The sequence below is a fragment of the Mesorhizobium japonicum MAFF 303099 genome (assembly GCF_000009625.1).
Taxonomy (GTDB): domain Bacteria; phylum Pseudomonadota; class Alphaproteobacteria; order Rhizobiales; family Rhizobiaceae; genus Mesorhizobium; species Mesorhizobium japonicum.
In genome coordinates this window covers 3,612,120-3,627,657 of the sequence record NC_002678.2, presented here as the reverse complement: position 1 = coordinate 3,627,657, position 15,538 = coordinate 3,612,120, and the positions used below count along the sequence as shown (strand labels likewise).

The window sequence follows — 15,538 nt, the reverse complement described above, 5'->3', positions numbered from 1 at the left end:
GCCCCTCCTTCGGCGTGAATCTATTCAAGCTCCGGGAAAGATTGGCAATTTACTGGTAGCGCCCTAGGTCGTTCCCAGGAGACCACCGCTATGTCGAAGTCAGTCTATGACCGCGGCCTGCTGAAGCCCGCCGACATCGCCAGGCTGCAGCGCGTCTTTGACGAAGCCTGCCTGCGGCGCGAAGCACGGCCCGAATCGCCGGAAGCGCGCGAGATCGCCCTCAACCTGCTCGCGCTCCACAATGCCGGCATGGTCGACGAGGAGATGCTGATGGAAGCCGTCGGTTTCCGTCGGCTGGAGCCGAAATCAGCGTGAGAAGCGAAGTCGCTAGCGGCCGGCTCCGGCGATCCGCCTGGCGATCGCCTTGCCCAGTATGGCGGCATTGGCGAAGCAGCCGCGAATGCTCGGCCGCATGCCGGTGAACCAAAGACCGGGCAGTTTCGGGTCGGCTTGCCCGCCGTTGAAGAGCGGGACACCCTTGCCGTCGAGCACGCCGAGATTGCCGACCATGCGCTCCAGCCCGGTGCGATAGCCCGTCGCGGCAATGACGATATCGGGATCGACCAGGCTGCCATTGGCCAGGATCACGCCGTCGCGGGTGAATTCCCGTATCGCCGGCACCACGGTGATCTTGCCCGATTTGATGGCGTCGACGGCGCCGTCGTCCGCGGCGATCGCGGTGTAGTCGGAGGTCAGGCGGCTGGCGCCGCCCGACGGCGCGGGCGGCATGCCGAATTTGGTGAGATCGCCGAAAACCAGGCGCTGCGTCGCGGCCATCACCGCATCGGCAACGCGCAGCGGCAAACGCGCCATGAGCGGCGAAAGCCGGTGCACGGCGATCTTGCCAATCCGCTTGGGCAGGAGCGCGGGGCCATTGCGGGCCGACAGCCAGAGAGAAGCCGTATCGACGCCGGCCAGATGATTGAGGGCATCGAAGCCCGAATTGCCGGCGCCGACGACCAGCACCTTCTTGCCGGCATAGGACTGGGCGTCGCCAAAATCCGCCGAGTGGATGATCCGACCCGTGAAGGCCTGCATGCCTTGCCATTGCGGCGTGAAGGGCTCCTTGTCGCGGCCGGTGGCGACGACGACGTGACGCGCCAGGCGCGAGCCGGCGCTGGTGCGCACCGCCCAATGATCGCCCCTGAACACGAGGGTCTCGACGGCGACGCCGAACTCCACCGGCAGCTGGTTCGCCTCGCGGAAATCGTTCATATGGCGGATGACGACGCTCTTGGGTGGAAAGGCTGGCGTACCCCCGGGATAGGAAAGGCCGGGCAGCGCCGAGAGATCGCGGTGGGTGTTGAGATGCAGCTGCTGATGCCGCCGATGCCAGGGCTCGGCGAGCCGGCTCTCCTTTTCCAGGATCGCCACCGGCACGCCGGCCTTGATCAGGGCCTGCGCGACAGCCAGTCCGGCGGCGCCGGCGCCAATGACGATCGCCGGCTCGACCGCCGCCACCTGCTCCACCCCCGGTCTGGTTGTCGTATCAGCCATTCACTCTCAAAACCCATTCCACCGCCACGGCATCCCGACAAGCTCGCAGGACGCTGTAACCGTTTGATCGCGCGCAAAACCATACAGCAGATCGGTGCTGATTGCCGAGGCCTTGCACGGGCCGCGGTTGCACACCAGAACATCGCACCGCCAGGTGTAAACAATTCCCGTCGCGGAAATGCGGCCAAAGCCACGACATGGTGCGGAATGCCGCGCTTCCGTCCGAAACCATGCAGCCCTATATGGCATATCGGCGGCATCGGCGATAATCAGGTCGCGGCAATGTGATTGATTCGAGTTCCGGGGGTTGGCGGATCTCGTTGCCGACGCAGGAATTCGAAACCGCGGCGATTTCGGCTTCCCGTGAAAAATCAAGGCGCCATGGCGCGTCCGGCGTGCCGAACGGCATGTCGCGCCACAGACGGCACGCGGAATCTCGACCATGCCCTCCTTGCGGATCTATTTCGACAAAATCCTCGAGCGTGCCTCGCCCAAGGTCGAGCGCCAGGCGCTAACGCATGTCGAACGCCTGGCAATGGTTCGCCGCCATGGCGACTTCTCGCTCGCCTATTCGACTGCCGTACAGCAGAAGCTTTCCTATTTTGGCGACGCCGACGGCTACATCGCCTTCGGCACCAAGATGAAGCATCATTTCGCGCTTGGCGACCCGGTGGCGGCACCGGCCCGGCGGCCCGACTTTATCAAGCGCTTCGTCGAGACCGCCGGCGACCCTTGGTTCGTGCAGATCAGCGAGGAGACCGCGCGCGTGCTGGCCGGGCTCGGCTACAAGGTCAACCGGCTGGGCATCGACACAAGCCTCGTCCTGTCCGAGCATGACTTTTCCGGCAAGCGCAACGAGACCGTGCGCTATTCCGAACGCTGGCTCTTGAAGAAGGGCTTTTCTTTCGAGGAAGACAAGCGGACGGTATTCCTCGACGAAATCGCCCGGCTGTCCGAGAACTGGCGCGGCGACCGCATCGTCAAGCGCTGGGAGATGGGCTTTCTCAACCGCCCGTTCTACGATCAGCTCGGCACCGACATGCGCCGCTTCGTCCTGCATGGTCCCGATGGCGAGCTGATCGCGCTGCTCGATTTCGATCCGCTGTTTCGCGACGGCAAGGTCATCGGCTACACCACCGCCTTCAAGCGCAAGCACATCGATGCCTCGCCGCATGCCGAGATCGGCCTGACCAAATTCGCCGTCGACCGGTTTCGCGAAGAGGGCATCTCGGTGGTCACGCTGGGCCTGTCGCCGCTCGTCGACGTCACCCCCAGCGGATTTGCCGAGAGCGATTTCTGGCGCAACACTTTTCAGCGCGCCTACGCTTCGCCATGGGTCAACCGCCGCAGGTTCAACCTGCAGGGCCAGGCGGCATTCAAGCGCCGCTTCCATGGCAAGGAAGAGCCGGTGTACATTGCTTTCCGCAAGGGAACCTATGTCGAGATGCTGGGCCTGCTGCGGCTGGTGAAAGCGATCTAGGAGGCCCCGGCGCGGTCCTGGTCAAGCCTTTCATTCGTCATCCTTCTCGCCGCGTCGCTCCGCTCCTTGCCTCGCGCTGGGATGACGGACGCCGGGTTGCCATGGAAGATATTTCCGCACCATGGCGCCAACTCGCAAAATCATTCCTCTACTAAATTTATAGAACTACCTAGCCTTGTCCCTCATCCAACCGGCGAGGCCGTTTTCCCGGCGCCGATCCGCAGCGAAGGAGAGGGATCATGTTCAATCTGACGAGACGCGTTTTCGGTATCGGCCTGCTCGCCGCGAGCATCGGCCTGTCGTTCGGCGCCGCCGCGCAGGAGCTGAAGCAGCTCAACATCGGCTATCAGAAGACCGGCCTGCCGGTGATCGCCCGGCAGCAGCAGGTGATCGAGAAGGCGCTCAGCGACAAGGGCGTCGCCGTCAAGTGGGTGGAATTCACCGCCGGCCCGCCACTGGTCGAGGCGCTGAATGTCGGCGCCATCGACGCAGGCTGGACCGGCGACGCACCGCCGATCTTCGGCCAGTCCGCCGGCGCCAACATCGTCTATGCGGCGGCATTGCCGTCCAATGGCGATGGCGAGGCGATCTTCGTCAAGCCGGCCTCGCCGGTGCAGTCGGTCGCCGACCTCAAGGGCAAGCGCGTCGGCGTCGGCAAGGGCACCTCCGCGCATAATCTTCTCGTCGCAGCGCTGGAAAAGGCCGGCGTCCCCTTCGACCAGGTCACGCCGGTCTATCTCAGCCCCGCCGATGCGGCGGCCGCCTTCGCCAGCGACCAGATCGACGCCTGGGCGGTCTGGGATCCGTTCTTCGCCATTGCCGAAACACGCTACCAGCCGCGCGTGCTGGCCCGATCCAGCGAGGTGCTCAAGGTCAACACCTATTTCCTCGCCAACAAGGATTTCGCCAAGGCGCATCCCGAAATCATCACCACCACCATCGCCGCTCTCGGCGAAGCGGCGAAATGGGCGGACCAGAACCGCGACAAGGTGGCCGAGGCGCTGCATGAGGTGACCGGTGTGCCCCTCGACGCCCAGACCCTCGCCGCCAACCGCAGCAAATTCGGCATCTTTCCGATCACCGACGAGATCGTCGCCAGCCAGCAGGCGACCGCCGACCGTTTCTACAAGCTCGGCCTGATCCCGAAGGCGGTTCGCATCTCAGACGCCGTGTGGACCGCCCCAGGCAATTGATCTTTTGTCTCGCGGCGCCGGGTGAGACCGCCCGGCGCCGCTGCCGTTTGTGCCTGTATCCAGGGAGATCCGCACGTGACAGCGTCAGACATGACCTCTCCACCCAGCCCGCTCGATTTCTTCTGGTTCATCCCGACGCATGGCGACGGCTCCTATCTCGGTTCCGAGGAGCAGCAGCGGCCGCCGGAGTTCGGTTATTTCAAGCAGATCGCGCAGGCGGTCGACCGGCTCGGCTTCCCCGGCGTGCTGCTGCCGACCGGGCAGAATTGCGAGGATTCCTGGATCACCGCGACGGGCCTTGCGACGCTGACCGAAAAACTCAAATTCCTGGTGGCGCTGCGGCCCGGCGTGACGCTGCCGACCTTCGCCGCGCGGCAGACCGCGGCACTCGACCGGCTGAGCAATGGCCGCCTGCTGCTCAATGTCGTGGTCGGCGGCAATCCGACCGAGCTCGCCGGCGACGGCGTCTTCCTGCCGCATGACGAACGCTATGCCCAGGCGCATGAATTCCTGACCATCTGGCGCGGCCTGGTCTCGGGCGAGCGCGTCAATTTCGACGGCAAATATTATCGCGTCGAAAATGGCCGCCTCGACCTTTTGCCGAGCCAAGAGCGGCCGCCGCTCTATTTCGGCGGATCATCCGACGCCGGGCAGGATCTCGCCGCCGACCTCGTCGACATGTACCTGACCTGGGGCGAGCCGCCGGCGCTGGTGGCCGAAAAGCTCGCTTCGGCGCGCAAAAAAGCGGCGTTGCGCGGCAGGAAACTGCGCTTCGGCATCCGGCTGCATTTCATCGTGCGCGAAACCGAGGACGAGGCCTGGCGCGCCGCCGATCGGCTGATCAGCCATGTCACCGACGCCCAGATCGAGAATGCGCAGGCGCGCTTCCTCAACCAGATGGATTCGGTCGGCCAGCGCCGCATGGCCGAGCTGCATGGCGGCCGTCGCGACAGGCTTGTCGTTTCGCCCAATCTGTGGGCCGGCGTCGGCCTGGTGCGCGGCGGCGCCGGCACCGCGCTGGTCGGCACGCCGGAGCAGGTCACGGAGCGCATCCGCGAATACCAGGCGATCGGCATCGACACCATCATCGGCTCCGGCTACCCGCATCTCGAGGAAGCCTACCGCGTCGCCGAGCTTTTGTTCCCGCGCCTCGGGCTCGGCACCAGGCGGCAGCAGGCGCATCGCGACATCGCCAACGAATTCTCGGTCGGCTTCCACGGCGCCGCCCGCCTGCAGGCCTCCTCATGAGCTTCTCCGCGCGCCTCCACGCAAACGCCATCGGCTGGGTGCTGCCGGTGCTGGTGATCGCCGGCTGGGAAGCCGCATCGCGCGCGGGCCTTGTGCCGGCCAATGTGCTGCCGGCGCCAAGCGCCGTCGCCGAGGCGTTCTGGCGGCTGACGCTGTCGGGGGAGCTGATCCGCAACATCGGCGTTTCGACGGCGCGCGCGCTCGCCGGCTTTGGCATAGGCGGCTCGATCGGCTTCGCGCTCGGCCTCGCCAACGGGCTGTCGCGGCTCAGCCGCGGCCTGACCGACACCACGCTGCAGATGGTCCGCAACATCCCGCATCTGGCGCTGATCCCGCTCGTCATCCTGTGGTTCGGCATCGACGAGGAAGCAAAACTGTTCCTGGTGGCGCTCGGCGTGTTCTTTCCGATCTACGTCAACACGCTGCTCGGCATACAGAGCGTCGATCCGCAGCTGGTCGAGATGGGCCGCGTCTACGGCATGGACCGGCGCGCCCTGTTCTTCCGCGTCATCCTGCCAGGTGCGCTGCCGGCGATCTTCGTCGGCCTGCGCTATGCCTTGGGCATCATGTGGCTGACGCTGATCGTCGCCGAGACCATCTCGGCCAGTTCCGGCCTCGGCTACATGGCCATGCAGGCGCGCGAATTCCTGCTGATCGATGTCGTCGTGCTGTCGATCCTGATCTATGCGCTGCTCGGCAAGCTCGCCGACAGCCTCGCCCGCCTGCTCGAGCGGCTGTCGCTCGGCTGGCATCCCGCTTTCCAGAACGGATGAGGTTCCGATGCCGGCCGCCAGCCTGACTTCCGTCCGTTCCTTTGTCGCAGCACCAGTGCCGACGCGCCCGGCGATTTCTGTCGAAGGCCGCCGCGCCTTCGCCTTCAAGGGTGTGGAAAAGCGCTTCGGCGACAAGATCGTGCTCGACGGCATCGACCTTGACGTGCCGGCCGGGCAGTTCGTCGCCGTCATCGGCAAGAGCGGCTGCGGCAAGAGCACGCTGCTCAGGCTGCTGGCCGGGCTCGACCGGCCGACATCGGGATCGCTGACGCTGGGCGCCGAGGAAGAGGGCCACAGCCGCACGCGCTTCATGTTCCAGGAGCCGCGCCTGCTGCCTTGGGCCAGCGTGGTGAAAAATGTCGAAATCGGGCTGACCGGCATCGCCGCCGGCCAGGACGCAAGGCAGCGCGCGCTCGACATTCTGGGCGAGGTTGGCCTCGCCGACCGCGCCGACGAATGGCCCTCTGTGCTGTCAGGCGGCCAGAAGCAGCGCGTGGCGCTGGCCCGCGCCCTGGTCGGCCACCCGCAGATCCTGGCGCTCGACGAGCCGCTCGGCGCGCTCGACGCGCTCACCCGCATCGAGATGCAGCAATTGCTGGAGCGCATCTGGCTCGCCCAGAAATTCACCGCCGTTCTGGTCACGCATGATGTCGCCGAGGCGGTCACGCTTGCCGACCGGGTGGTGGTGATCAGCGCCGGCAGGATCGCGCTCGACCTGGAGGTGCCGGTGGCCCGGCCGCGCCGGCGCGGCTCCGCCGAGCTCGCCCGCCTCGAAGGCACGATCCTGGACCGGCTGTTCGGCTAGGGCTGTCGGGGCAAGGCATTCCGTCTGAACCGGATAGATAACAGAATGGACCGACTGTTCTCTTGCACGTCGGGCGGTGCCTATCTTGCGGCGACAGTGTGATTGACGAGCGCCTTCCCCCACTCCGTCGCTGCTTCGCAGCGCCACCTCTCCCCCCGGAGGGAGAGGAAGGGAGCCAACCCTGTCGACCCTCGAAGCCCCCTACCGGTTCGCCCATACCAGCCCGGCCAGGCCGAGCAGCATGGCGACGAGGCCGATGTAAAGCCATTGCGACTGGCCGGTCATGAAGCTGCCGCCGATCACGCCGATGCCTTGCAGCGCCCACACCGCGCCGACAGCCAGCACAATCAAGGCCAGCAGATTTTTTGTCAGTCTCATTGACGGATCTCACTTTTGAAGTCGATCGTTCGCGGCGCCATGACCGTGATGAAAGAGCCAAAGGAAGGCACCCAATCACGCCAGATTCTACTTGGATATTAATCCGATATCTTGTCAAAGCGAGCTCGTATATCGGCTCGAATATCATCGAAAATGAATCAAATCGCGCCGGAAAATCCCTGACAGACTGTTACCTTCTGACTCCAAACGTGTGATCTCGCCACGGAACGGACAGATGCTTGCCGCATTTCCTGCCTTATTCGGCACCTAACGGCTGGGGTCTGTCAAAAACGGAGCCACCCGTCAAATATGAAGACCCTAAACCAGACCGCGCTTGTCGCGGTAACGATCGCTGCTGGCCTGATGGTCGGCGCTTCCGCCACTTCGGCAACCGCCGCCGCTGGCCAGTGTGGCCGTGCTTCCTGGTACGCACTGCACTCGCGCACCGCATCGGGCGAGCGCATGAACCCGTCGGCGTTGACCGCCGCCCACCGCACGCTGCCGTTCGGCACCAAATTGCGGGTCACCAACCAGAACAATGGCCGCAGCGTCATCGTGCGCATCAACGATCGCGGCCCGTTCATCCGGGGTCGCGTGCTCGACCTGTCGAAGGGCGCCGCCGGCCAGCTCGGCTTCATCGGTTCCGGCCATACCTCGGTCTGCATGGCGCGGGTTTGATATTATTTTCCCTGGACCATGATCTCTGCCGAACCGCAGGTCAGCGAAGGAAAAACCGGAACCACTTTTCGGGATCATGGTCTGGTGTCCCAGCAGCGGACACATTTCCTACACATTTCGGCACTGCACATTGAGCCGGCTCGGCCGTTCAAGCCCGATTTCCAAAGCCTTGAACGAAAGAACCATTCGTCACGCCACGTGACGTATTGCATCGCAGCAATTAGTTGTTAACCTCGCCACGAGACATTTGAGGCTCGGCGCTGCTCGTCGTCCCTTCGGTCGCAGCAGCAGCGGGGTTGTCGATGTTCTACCAGCTCTACGAATTGAACCATGCAGCGTTGCAGCCGGCCCGGCTCTATGCCGATGCGGTGCGGATGTTCTATTCCAACCCGCTCAATCCGATCGCGCACACGCACTGGGGCCGTTCGGTCGCGGCGGGTGCCGAACTGTTCGAACGCACCACGCGCCGCTACGGCAAGCCCGCCTTCGGCCTCGACAAGACCGTCGTCGACTGGAAGAGCGTCGAGGTCACCGAAAAGACCGTCTGGTCGAAGCCGTTCTGCAATCTCGTCCGCTTCGAGCGCGCCATGCCCGCCGGCCGCAAGCCGGATCCGAAACTGCTGATCGTGGCGCCGATGTCGGGCCACTATGCGACGCTGCTGCGCGGCACGGTGGAAGCCATGCTGCCCTACGCCGATGTCCACATCACCGACTGGGTCGACGCCCGCATGGTGCCGCTGGTGGACGGCAGCTTCGATCTCGACGATTATATCGACTATATCATCGAGATGTTCCACGCGCTGGGGCCCGACACCCATGTGATGGCCGTGTGCCAGCCTTCCGTGCCGGTCCTGGCGGCGGTGGCGCTGATGGAGGCGAAGGGCGACCCCTTCGTGCCCTCGACCATGACCCTGATGGGCGGCCCGATCGACACGCGCCGCAACCCGACCGCGGTCAATCTCCTGGCCGAGGAAAAGGGCATCGACTGGTTCCGCGACAATGTCGTCATGCGCGCGCCCTGGCCGGTGCCCGGCTTCGGCCGCGAGGTCTATCCGGGCTTCCTGCAGCTGTCCGGCTTCATGAGCATGAACCTCGACCGCCACATCATCGCCCACAAGGACTTCTTCATGCACCTTGTGAAGAATGACGGTGACAATGCCGAGAAGCACCGCGACTTCTACGACGAATATATGGCCGTCATGGATCTGACGGCGGAGTTCTACCTGCAGACCGTCGACACCGTCTTCGTGCGCCATGCCTTGCCCAAGGGCGAGATGAAGCATCGCGGCGCCGCCATCGATACATCAGCTATCCGCAACGTCGCCTTGTTCACGGTCGAAGGCGAGAACGACGATATTTCCGGCCTTGGCCAGACCAAGGCGGCGCAGGATCTGTGCATCAACATTCCGGCCGACAAGAAGGCGCATTACATGCAGCCGGCGGTCGGCCATTACGGCGTCTTCAACGGCTCGCGCTTCCGCTCCGAGATCGTGCCGCGCATCGTCGACTTCATCACCAGCTATGGCCGTCAGAACCGCGTCGCTGTGAAGCCGAAACTGGTCCGCACCGCCAAACGGTAAGCCGTTCCGGGACAGATCGGCAGCAGGGCCGATTCTGTTGCACAATAGAGGCTGCCCCTCCCCCGCGGGTAACCATGCTGCAAATCAGTCCGTCGTCGTAATTGACACGGACTGTCAATCGCCCTTAACGTTTCGTTAACAACAGGGTGAGCGGGGACAATGAATTCCTCAACAATGGCGAGAAGGCTGCGTTTGTGCGTGGCTGCGGCCGGTCTGGCAGCCACGGGAAGCTGGCCGGCAATGGCGGCCGGAGCGATGGCGACCGGGGGCATCACCTCGCAGCCGATCGGCCACTATGATTTCTGCAAGCTGCACCCCGGCGAATGCTCGATCCGTCCGAGCAATCTGGCGCCGGCAAAAATGACCAATGGGCTGATGCGCAAGCTTGCCGGCGTCTCCGCCAGGGTCAACGCCGCCGTCAAGCCGATGAGCGACATGGACATCTACGGCAAGGACGAGGTCTGGGCCTATCCCGACAAGGGCGTCGGCGATTGCGAGGACTACGTGCTGGAAAAGCGCCGCCGGCTGTCCCACATGGGCATCTCGCTGGCCGACCTGCTCATCACCGTGGTGCGCAAGACCGATGGCGAAGGCCATTCCGTGCTGACGGTGCGCACCGACAAGGGCGACTACGTGCTCGACAATCTGACTGACAAGGTCAAGGCCTGGGACCAGACCGGCTACCGCTTCCTCAAGCGGCAAGCGATCGACAACACCGGCCGCTGGGTCTCCATCCGCGGCGGCCAGCAGGTGCTGGTCGGGTCGGTGGAGTAGGGACTGCGGCTGCCGCAACTGCGCAGTAGCAGGCGCCGGCCGTCTTCATTCATGCTGCCATCGTCAGATTCTGCACCGCTGCCGCGCTCGCGGGTCGCGGCATGGATCCCTTGGGCTGCGGAGCAGCTCCAGGGGTCTACGCGTCCGCTTCGCTCCCGCTCCGCCCGTGGATGACGAAGGCGAGGAGGCTTCCGCCAATCTCTTAGAACTCTGCAGCGGCTGCACTGCCTTCGAGGCACCGTGCCCTTTGAGACTCTCCGAAAAATTTCCGCGCCTCTCCGTGAACCGTTTCCGTCCACCCGGCGACAGACAGCCGTGAACGACGAAAACCCAACCATGGAGACTTCAAATGACTGCTTTTCTGCGTAACACCCTCCTCGCCTTCGCTGCCGTGTCGGCCCTGGGCGGATCCGCAATGGCCGACCAGACGGTCAGCTGCGTCCACACCAACCTCAATGATCTCTGGGCCGGCCGCTGTTGCGGCACTGCCGGCGCGTCGGACTGCCTGGGCGGCGGCGGCAATGGCCGTGACCACCACGACAAAGGCAACCCGGGCACCAAGGGCGGCAACCCCAATGGCAGCACGGCCGGCAAGCCCTGATCCCGCCACAGCTGCCCGCCGGCGTTTTGCCGGCGGGGACTGTGTTGCGCTCCGGCAGACCGTCGCGAAACCCCGGTAAACCCAGCTACTTCAGCCGGCCAAGCGCGGCGCGGATCGATGCGGTGATGCGGCGCAGCTCCGCTTCGTCGAGCTTCTCGATGTTCTCGGCCAGGAGATTGGCGAGTTCGGTGGCGGCGGGATTGAGGCCCGACGTATCGAGTTTTACACGCGGGTGTGAAGCTTCTGCCAGCCGCGCCAGCTCCTCGGCATCGTCCCAGATGATGTTGAAATAGCCGATGATCTTCTGGATCAGCGTCCAGGTCGGCGCGCCGCGCCTGCCATGCTCGAGCGCCGACAGATAGGCGGCGCTGACACCGATCGCCGCCGCCATGTCCTTCTGGCTGACGCCGCGCTCGTGCCGCAGCGCCCGCAGCCTCTCACCGAACGGCGTCATGCGCCTCCGATCCTCATGAGCGTGCCCGCCGCAGCCTGATATAGAGCGCGCCCGCGCCGCCATGGTTGCGGGCGGCATGGTCGTGGCTGGAGACCAGCGGCCGGAAGGCCGGCGTCGACAGCCAGGCGGGCACGGCGCGCCGCAGCACGCCGTCGCCGCCGGAGGACGACCCCTTGCCGGTGATGACAAGCACATAGCGGACGCCGCCGGCATGCGCCCGGTGCAGGAACGAGAACAGCAGTGAATAGGCCTCGTCCTGCGTCATGCCGTGCAGGTCGACGCGGCCTTCGATCGGCAGCCGGCCCTTCGACAGTTTGTCCAGCGTCGGCTCGTCGAGCCGGTGCGTGACATGCTGCACCTTCGGCTTTGCCGCTCCCGGCGCATTGGCGGCGGGCTGGGCCGGTTGCGGCGCCGTCGGCTTGGCCTCGATGGCCATTTCGGGAATGTCGACCGAGGCCCTGCCCTTGAGCGGCTTGGCCGTGCGCGCCACCAGGTTCCACAGCACCCGGTCGTCTTCGCTCAGCCGGTCCGGACGCTTGCTCATTTGGCGCCCCTGGCCAGCGCGCGCGGCACCAGCGCATAGAAGTCGGCGGCGTTGCGCACGACGCCGGCGATCTCGCCGGCGGCATCGCCCGAACCGGCGAAGAGATCGCCGCGCGCCGGCCCGGTGATGGCCGAGCCGGTGTCCTGCGCGATCATCAGCCGGCGGAACGGTCTTTTCTCGAAAGCGGTCAGCGTCGGGGCGTCGATGTAGAAAGGCGTGCCGAATGTGTGCAGCAGCCGGTCGACGGCGACCGAGCGGCCCGGCGTCAGCGGCACCTTGGCGGCGGCGATCGGGCCGAGCGCGGCGTCCTCGACATCGGCCTCGCGGAAGAAGATGTAGGAGCGGTTCTGCCACAGGATCTCGTCGATGCGCTGCGGATGCGCCTTGAACCAGGCGCGGATCGACTGCATCGTCACCTGCGCCAGCGGGATCTCGCCGAGCTCGCTCAGCACCTTGCCGGGTCCGGTGAAACGCTGGCCGGACTTGGCCGCATAGGTGACGCGGCGCAGCCGGCCATCGGTCATGGCGAGCCGTGCGGCGCCTTGCACATGGATGAAGAAGGCGTCGACCTTGTCGGCCAGCCAGGCGATCTCCAGCCCCTGGCCTTCAAGCGCGCCGCGCTCGATAGCGCCACGGTCGAAATATTCGGCCAGTCCATCCGCCGTCCGGCGCGCGAAGGCCAGGTAAGGATCCATCCCGTCGGGCCGGTTGGCGTCGTCGACATCGACGAGATCGGCCGGCCGCGACAGCAGCGGCACGACAAAGCGCTCCGTGCGCACCGGCGAGGCCTCGACCTGCGGCTCGTAGAAGCCGGTGACGAGGCCGGCGCCGCTCTCGGGCCGGACCAGCATGGGGACAAAATGGCGCTCGAAGAAGGTGCGGGCTTCCGGCCGGCTGGCGGGCGCCGCAGTGCGCGCTTCGGCGTAGGCCACCGTGAAGGCGCCGAAATCGACACCGAGCGCGCCGCTGCGATAGGGTTTTACCGGCACATGGAAGGCGCAGCGCCGAAACGCGGCGAAGGCCGGCAGAGGATCGTCATCGCCCCAGCCGGGCAGATCGTCAAAGGATTTTTCGATGAAGAGAGGCGATAGCGACACCGGAGCCCCGTCGCTTTAAAGCGCGTCGTGTTTGAAGAGAGTCATGCGACGCGCTTCGGGTTTTGATTTTGATGCAAGTCGCTGTCCCAAAACCGCTTCGCACTTTTGGGCGACATGCATCGGGGCTCAGTCTTCTTCTTCGGTGGCGATGAGCTTCCAGTTCGGATCGCGCGAGCGCGTGTCGCGGGCGAAGGTCCAGACATCCTTGACCTCGGCCACGGTTTCCGGATCGCCGTCGATCACCGTGCCGGCCTTGTCGCGCGTCGCCGAAATCAGCTCGCTGATGATGCGCAGCGTGACATGCGCCTCGCCGCCCTTCATCTCGGCCGAGACGATATCGGCCTTGTCGATGCCGACGAAGGAGGACTGGATCTTTTCCGACTTCGCCTCGCGCTCGCCGATTGCCGCGACGAAGCCATCGAACACTTCGCGCGACAGCAGGTTCTTCAGCGTTTTGCGGTCGCCATCGGCATAGGCCATGACGATCATCTCATAGGCCATCTTGGCGCCGTCGACGAAACCCTTCGGATCGAAGGACGGGTCATTGTCCTTGATCGCGCGCAGGCCCTTGTTGAGATCGGTGTCGGGCTTGGCGAAGGCGTCGATCGCCGTATAGGCGTCGGCCGGCGCCGGCTCGCCCGGCAGTCGCTTGCGCGGCAGCGAAACGACATTTTCGGGTTTCTGCGTGGCGTCCTTGTCGGTGCGCGCCGCCGAGTAGGGATCGAAGGGCGGCCGCTCGCTCCCGGTCCGACGGCCCAGCACGTTGCGCAGCTGGAAGAAGATCACCACCGCCGCGATCAGGAAGAAAATCGTGCCGAAGTCGAAGAAGCCCATATCTTCCGCCAATCAATCCCTGCCTCGAGGCCGGACCATCCGGCCAACAGGCCGCGGTCGCATAGCGTTCAACATTCAAAGCATATAGAACGCAAGGCGCAATCATTCAAATCAAAGGCAGGCATACCTATCTAACGGCCTCAGTGCCAGCGGCGATTGGCCGCCAGGGCCAAAACAATCGAAACGACCGGAAGGTTGGCAAGACTTGCGCATTTCGCTGCTTCCCCTGTTTCTTCTCGCTTTGCCGCTGCTGGAAATCGCCGGTTTCGTCATCGTCGGCCGTGAGGTCGGCGCGCTGGCGACGGTCGGCCTGGTGCTGGCGTCGAGCATCGCCGGCGTGCTGCTGCTGAGACACCAGGGTTTCGGCGTCATGGCGCGGGTGCGCGCCGAGATGGATGCCGGCCATGATCCCAGCCGCCATCTCGCCCACGGCGCCATGATCGTGGTCGCCGCGATCCTTCTGATCATCCCCGGCTTCATCACGGACATTATCGGCCTGCTCTTGTTCCTGCCGCCGGTGCGCGACCTGGCCTGGCGCCGGTTCAAGGGCCGCATCGTCGTCGCCACCGATTTTTCGACAGGCGGTTTTCGCCGGTCGCGCGACAAGGTCATCGACCTCGACGACGGCGACTATTCGCGCGAGGATGATTTCAAGCGCGGCCCGGATCACAATTCGCCGTGGCGGCGGCTGAAGGACGATTGAGGCGGCCCATCCGACGCTTCGTCATCCTGGGGCGGAGCAAGGAGCGAAGCGACGCGCGCAGACCCCAGGATCCATGCCGCGACCTCTGAACGACGCTGCGGTGGAGGATATTCACCCCTGCCGCGCCGCCATGTACTGAGCCGCCGCATTCTTCGGCCAAGGTCACGGCATGGATCCCAGGGTCTCCGCGACGCCGCTGCGCGGCTGCTTCGCCCTGGGATGACGAGGTGAGGAGCCCCAAGGCGGCAAACCTTGTCTTGTCATGCCGACCATGGTAGCGAACGCCCGATTTCAATTCGGTCAGCAAGGCTGCCCAGGGGAAAAGGATATAAGGCTCATGGCCAGCAATGATGACGCGCCGGTCGGCGCAGCCAACGGAAACGGCAACACGGGAGCGCAGCCGTCGCTCAACGTGCTCGCCCAGTATGTGAAGGACCTGTCCTTCGAAAGCCCCGGCGCGCCGAACTCGCTGCGCGGCCGCGACAAGGCGCCCGGCATCGCCATCAACGTCAATGTCAACGCCAACCCGCTGTCCGACAAGCAGTTCGACGTCAATTTGACGCTGAACGCCAAGGCCTCCTTCGACCAGGAAGTGCTGTTCAATGTCGAGCTGGTCTATGGCGGCGTCTTCGCCATCTCCGGCTTCCCGCAGGAGCACATGCTGCCGATCCTTTTCATCGAATGCCCGCGGCTTCTGTTTCCCTTCGCCCGCCAGATCATCGCCGAGGCGACCCGCAATGGCGGCTTCCCGCCGCTGATGCTCGACCCGATCGATTTCGCGCAGATGTTCCAGCAGAAGATCGCCGAGGACCAGGCCGCGTCGAAGGTCAAGGTGAGCTAAGGCTCGGCCTACAGGATTTCGCTGAAAAGCCCGGCCTCGCGCCGGGCTTTTTATTAGG

General features: G+C 64.8%; 18 protein-coding genes. 12 read left to right on the top strand and 6 right to left on the bottom strand.

Annotated features, from left to right (window positions below):
• Positions 1 to 90 precede the first annotated feature (90 nt).
• Entirely contained in the window at positions 91 to 315 is a 225-nt protein-coding gene (locus tag MAFF_RS18800) for a hypothetical protein (protein ID WP_010912533.1), read from the top strand.
• 12 nt (positions 316 to 327) lie between these two features.
• Here the strand turns inward: MAFF_RS18800 and MAFF_RS18795 are convergent, their stop codons facing one another.
• Positions 328 to 1,497 (bottom strand): flavin-containing monooxygenase, encoded by a 1,170-nt coding sequence (locus MAFF_RS18795; protein ID WP_010912532.1) that lies wholly within the window; start codon positions 1,495 to 1,497, stop codon positions 328 to 330.
• A gap of 442 nt (positions 1,498 to 1,939) precedes the next feature.
• On the opposite strand from MAFF_RS18795, the gene MAFF_RS18790 reads away from it, so the two are divergent.
• The 5 genes from MAFF_RS18790 (at position 1,940) to MAFF_RS18770 (ending at position 6,996) form a co-directional block, all read left to right on the top strand.
• Positions 1,940 to 2,977: a phosphatidylglycerol lysyltransferase domain-containing protein gene (locus tag MAFF_RS18790; RefSeq protein WP_010912530.1), complete on the top strand. Its 1,038-nt coding sequence runs from the start codon at positions 1,940 to 1,942 to the stop codon at positions 2,975 to 2,977.
• A 239-nt stretch (positions 2,978 to 3,216) separates the two neighbouring features.
• A complete protein-coding gene (locus tag MAFF_RS18785; RefSeq protein ID WP_010912529.1) occupies positions 3,217 to 4,170 on the top strand; it encodes a sulfonate ABC transporter substrate-binding protein in 954 nt (317 codons plus the stop codon).
• Positions 4,171 to 4,260: 90 nt separating this feature from the next.
• On the top strand, positions 4,261 to 5,418 hold the full coding sequence (gene ssuD, locus MAFF_RS18780; RefSeq protein WP_010912528.1) for an FMNH2-dependent alkanesulfonate monooxygenase: 1,158 nt from the start codon (positions 4,261 to 4,263) through the stop codon (positions 5,416 to 5,418).
• A complete protein-coding gene (locus tag MAFF_RS18775) occupies positions 5,415 to 6,191 on the top strand; it encodes an ABC transporter permease subunit (protein ID WP_010912527.1) in 777 nt (258 codons plus the stop codon). Before ssuD ends, MAFF_RS18775 begins: the two co-directional genes overlap by 4 nt.
• 7 nt (positions 6,192 to 6,198) lie before the next feature.
• Positions 6,199 to 6,996, top strand: coding sequence for an ATP-binding cassette domain-containing protein (locus tag MAFF_RS18770; RefSeq protein ID WP_010912526.1), 798 nt, complete (start codon positions 6,199 to 6,201; stop codon positions 6,994 to 6,996).
• Positions 6,997 to 7,197: 201 nt separating this feature from the next.
• Here the strand turns inward: MAFF_RS18770 and MAFF_RS40055 are convergent, their stop codons facing one another.
• Complete coding sequence (locus MAFF_RS40055; protein ID WP_010912525.1) at positions 7,198 to 7,374, bottom strand: hypothetical protein; 177 nt, start codon at positions 7,372 to 7,374, stop codon at positions 7,198 to 7,200.
• A gap of 309 nt (positions 7,375 to 7,683) precedes the next feature.
• Here MAFF_RS40055 and MAFF_RS18765 point away from each other — a divergent pair, with 309 nt between their 5' ends.
• The 4 genes from MAFF_RS18765 to MAFF_RS18750 all read left to right on the top strand — a co-directional run bounded on the left by MAFF_RS18765 (position 7,684) and on the right by MAFF_RS18750 (position 11,007).
• Entirely contained in the window at positions 7,684 to 8,052 is a 369-nt protein-coding gene (locus MAFF_RS18765; protein WP_010912524.1) for a septal ring lytic transglycosylase RlpA family protein, read from the top strand.
• A gap of 302 nt (positions 8,053 to 8,354) precedes the next feature.
• Positions 8,355 to 9,632, top strand: a complete 1,278-nt coding sequence (locus MAFF_RS18760) for a polyhydroxyalkanoate depolymerase (RefSeq protein ID WP_010912523.1) — start codon at positions 8,355 to 8,357, stop codon at positions 9,630 to 9,632.
• A gap of 159 nt (positions 9,633 to 9,791) precedes the next feature.
• Complete coding sequence (locus MAFF_RS18755) at positions 9,792 to 10,406, top strand: transglutaminase-like cysteine peptidase (protein ID WP_010912521.1); 615 nt, start codon at positions 9,792 to 9,794, stop codon at positions 10,404 to 10,406.
• 349 nt (positions 10,407 to 10,755) lie between these two features.
• The gene (locus MAFF_RS18750) at positions 10,756 to 11,007 is read left to right on the top strand and encodes a hypothetical protein (RefSeq protein ID WP_010912520.1); all 252 of its coding nucleotides are present in this window, start codon (positions 10,756 to 10,758) and stop codon (positions 11,005 to 11,007) included.
• Positions 11,008 to 11,092: 85 nt separating this feature from the next.
• On the opposite strand, the gene MAFF_RS18745 is transcribed toward MAFF_RS18750, so the two are convergent.
• The 4 genes from MAFF_RS18745 to MAFF_RS18730 all read right to left on the bottom strand — a co-directional run bounded on the left by MAFF_RS18745 (position 11,093) and on the right by MAFF_RS18730 (position 13,936).
• On the bottom strand, positions 11,093 to 11,461 hold the full coding sequence (locus tag MAFF_RS18745) for a helix-turn-helix domain-containing protein (RefSeq protein WP_010912519.1): 369 nt from the start codon (positions 11,459 to 11,461) through the stop codon (positions 11,093 to 11,095).
• A 13-nt stretch (positions 11,462 to 11,474) separates the two neighbouring features.
• The gene (locus MAFF_RS18740) at positions 11,475 to 12,005 is read right to left on the bottom strand and encodes a Smr/MutS family protein (RefSeq protein WP_010912518.1); all 531 of its coding nucleotides are present in this window, start codon (positions 12,003 to 12,005) and stop codon (positions 11,475 to 11,477) included.
• On the bottom strand, positions 12,002 to 13,102 hold the full coding sequence (gene mltA / locus MAFF_RS18735) for a murein transglycosylase A (protein WP_010912517.1): 1,101 nt from the start codon (positions 13,100 to 13,102) through the stop codon (positions 12,002 to 12,004). The genes MAFF_RS18740 and mltA overlap by 4 nt, the downstream gene beginning before the upstream one ends.
• A 126-nt stretch (positions 13,103 to 13,228) precedes the next feature.
• On the bottom strand, positions 13,229 to 13,936 hold the full coding sequence (locus tag MAFF_RS18730; RefSeq protein WP_044548537.1) for a Tim44/TimA family putative adaptor protein: 708 nt from the start codon (positions 13,934 to 13,936) through the stop codon (positions 13,229 to 13,231).
• Between the two features lie 205 nt (positions 13,937 to 14,141).
• Between MAFF_RS18730 and MAFF_RS18725 the strand changes: the two genes are divergently transcribed.
• The gene (locus tag MAFF_RS18725; protein WP_010912515.1) at positions 14,142 to 14,639 is read left to right on the top strand and encodes an FxsA family protein; all 498 of its coding nucleotides are present in this window, start codon (positions 14,142 to 14,144) and stop codon (positions 14,637 to 14,639) included.
• 337 nt (positions 14,640 to 14,976) lie between these two features.
• Positions 14,977 to 15,480, top strand: coding sequence for a protein-export chaperone SecB (gene secB / locus MAFF_RS18720; protein WP_010912514.1), 504 nt, complete (start codon positions 14,977 to 14,979; stop codon positions 15,478 to 15,480).
• Positions 15,481 to 15,538 lie beyond the last annotated feature (58 nt).

Excerpts from the sequence above, each read along its gene's own strand:
- MAFF_RS18800 (WP_010912533.1), top strand. The coding sequence starts at position 91 with ATGTCGAAGTCAGTCTATGACCGCGGCCTGCTGAAGCCCGCCGACATC.
- MAFF_RS18795 (WP_010912532.1), bottom strand. The coding sequence starts at position 1,497 with ATGGCTGATACGACAACCAGACCGGGGGTGGAGCAGGTGGCGGCGGTC.
- MAFF_RS18790 (WP_010912530.1), top strand. The coding sequence starts at position 1,940 with ATGCCCTCCTTGCGGATCTATTTCGACAAAATCCTCGAGCGTGCCTCG.
- MAFF_RS18785 (WP_010912529.1), top strand. The coding sequence starts at position 3,217 with ATGTTCAATCTGACGAGACGCGTTTTCGGTATCGGCCTGCTCGCCGCG.
- ssuD (WP_010912528.1), top strand. The coding sequence starts at position 4,261 with ATGACCTCTCCACCCAGCCCGCTCGATTTCTTCTGGTTCATCCCGACG.
- MAFF_RS18775 (WP_010912527.1), top strand. The coding sequence starts at position 5,415 with ATGAGCTTCTCCGCGCGCCTCCACGCAAACGCCATCGGCTGGGTGCTG.
- MAFF_RS18770 (WP_010912526.1), top strand. The coding sequence starts at position 6,199 with ATGCCGGCCGCCAGCCTGACTTCCGTCCGTTCCTTTGTCGCAGCACCA.
- MAFF_RS40055 (WP_010912525.1), bottom strand. The coding sequence starts at position 7,374 with ATGAGACTGACAAAAAATCTGCTGGCCTTGATTGTGCTGGCTGTCGGC.
- MAFF_RS18765 (WP_010912524.1), top strand. The coding sequence starts at position 7,684 with ATGAAGACCCTAAACCAGACCGCGCTTGTCGCGGTAACGATCGCTGCT.
- MAFF_RS18760 (WP_010912523.1), top strand. The coding sequence starts at position 8,355 with ATGTTCTACCAGCTCTACGAATTGAACCATGCAGCGTTGCAGCCGGCC.
- MAFF_RS18755 (WP_010912521.1), top strand. The coding sequence starts at position 9,792 with ATGAATTCCTCAACAATGGCGAGAAGGCTGCGTTTGTGCGTGGCTGCG.
- MAFF_RS18750 (WP_010912520.1), top strand. The coding sequence starts at position 10,756 with ATGACTGCTTTTCTGCGTAACACCCTCCTCGCCTTCGCTGCCGTGTCG.
- MAFF_RS18745 (WP_010912519.1), bottom strand. The coding sequence starts at position 11,461 with ATGACGCCGTTCGGTGAGAGGCTGCGGGCGCTGCGGCACGAGCGCGGC.
- MAFF_RS18740 (WP_010912518.1), bottom strand. The coding sequence starts at position 12,005 with ATGAGCAAGCGTCCGGACCGGCTGAGCGAAGACGACCGGGTGCTGTGG.
- MAFF_RS18730 (WP_044548537.1), bottom strand. The coding sequence starts at position 13,936 with ATGGGCTTCTTCGACTTCGGCACGATTTTCTTCCTGATCGCGGCGGTG.
- secB (WP_010912514.1), top strand. The coding sequence starts at position 14,977 with ATGGCCAGCAATGATGACGCGCCGGTCGGCGCAGCCAACGGAAACGGC.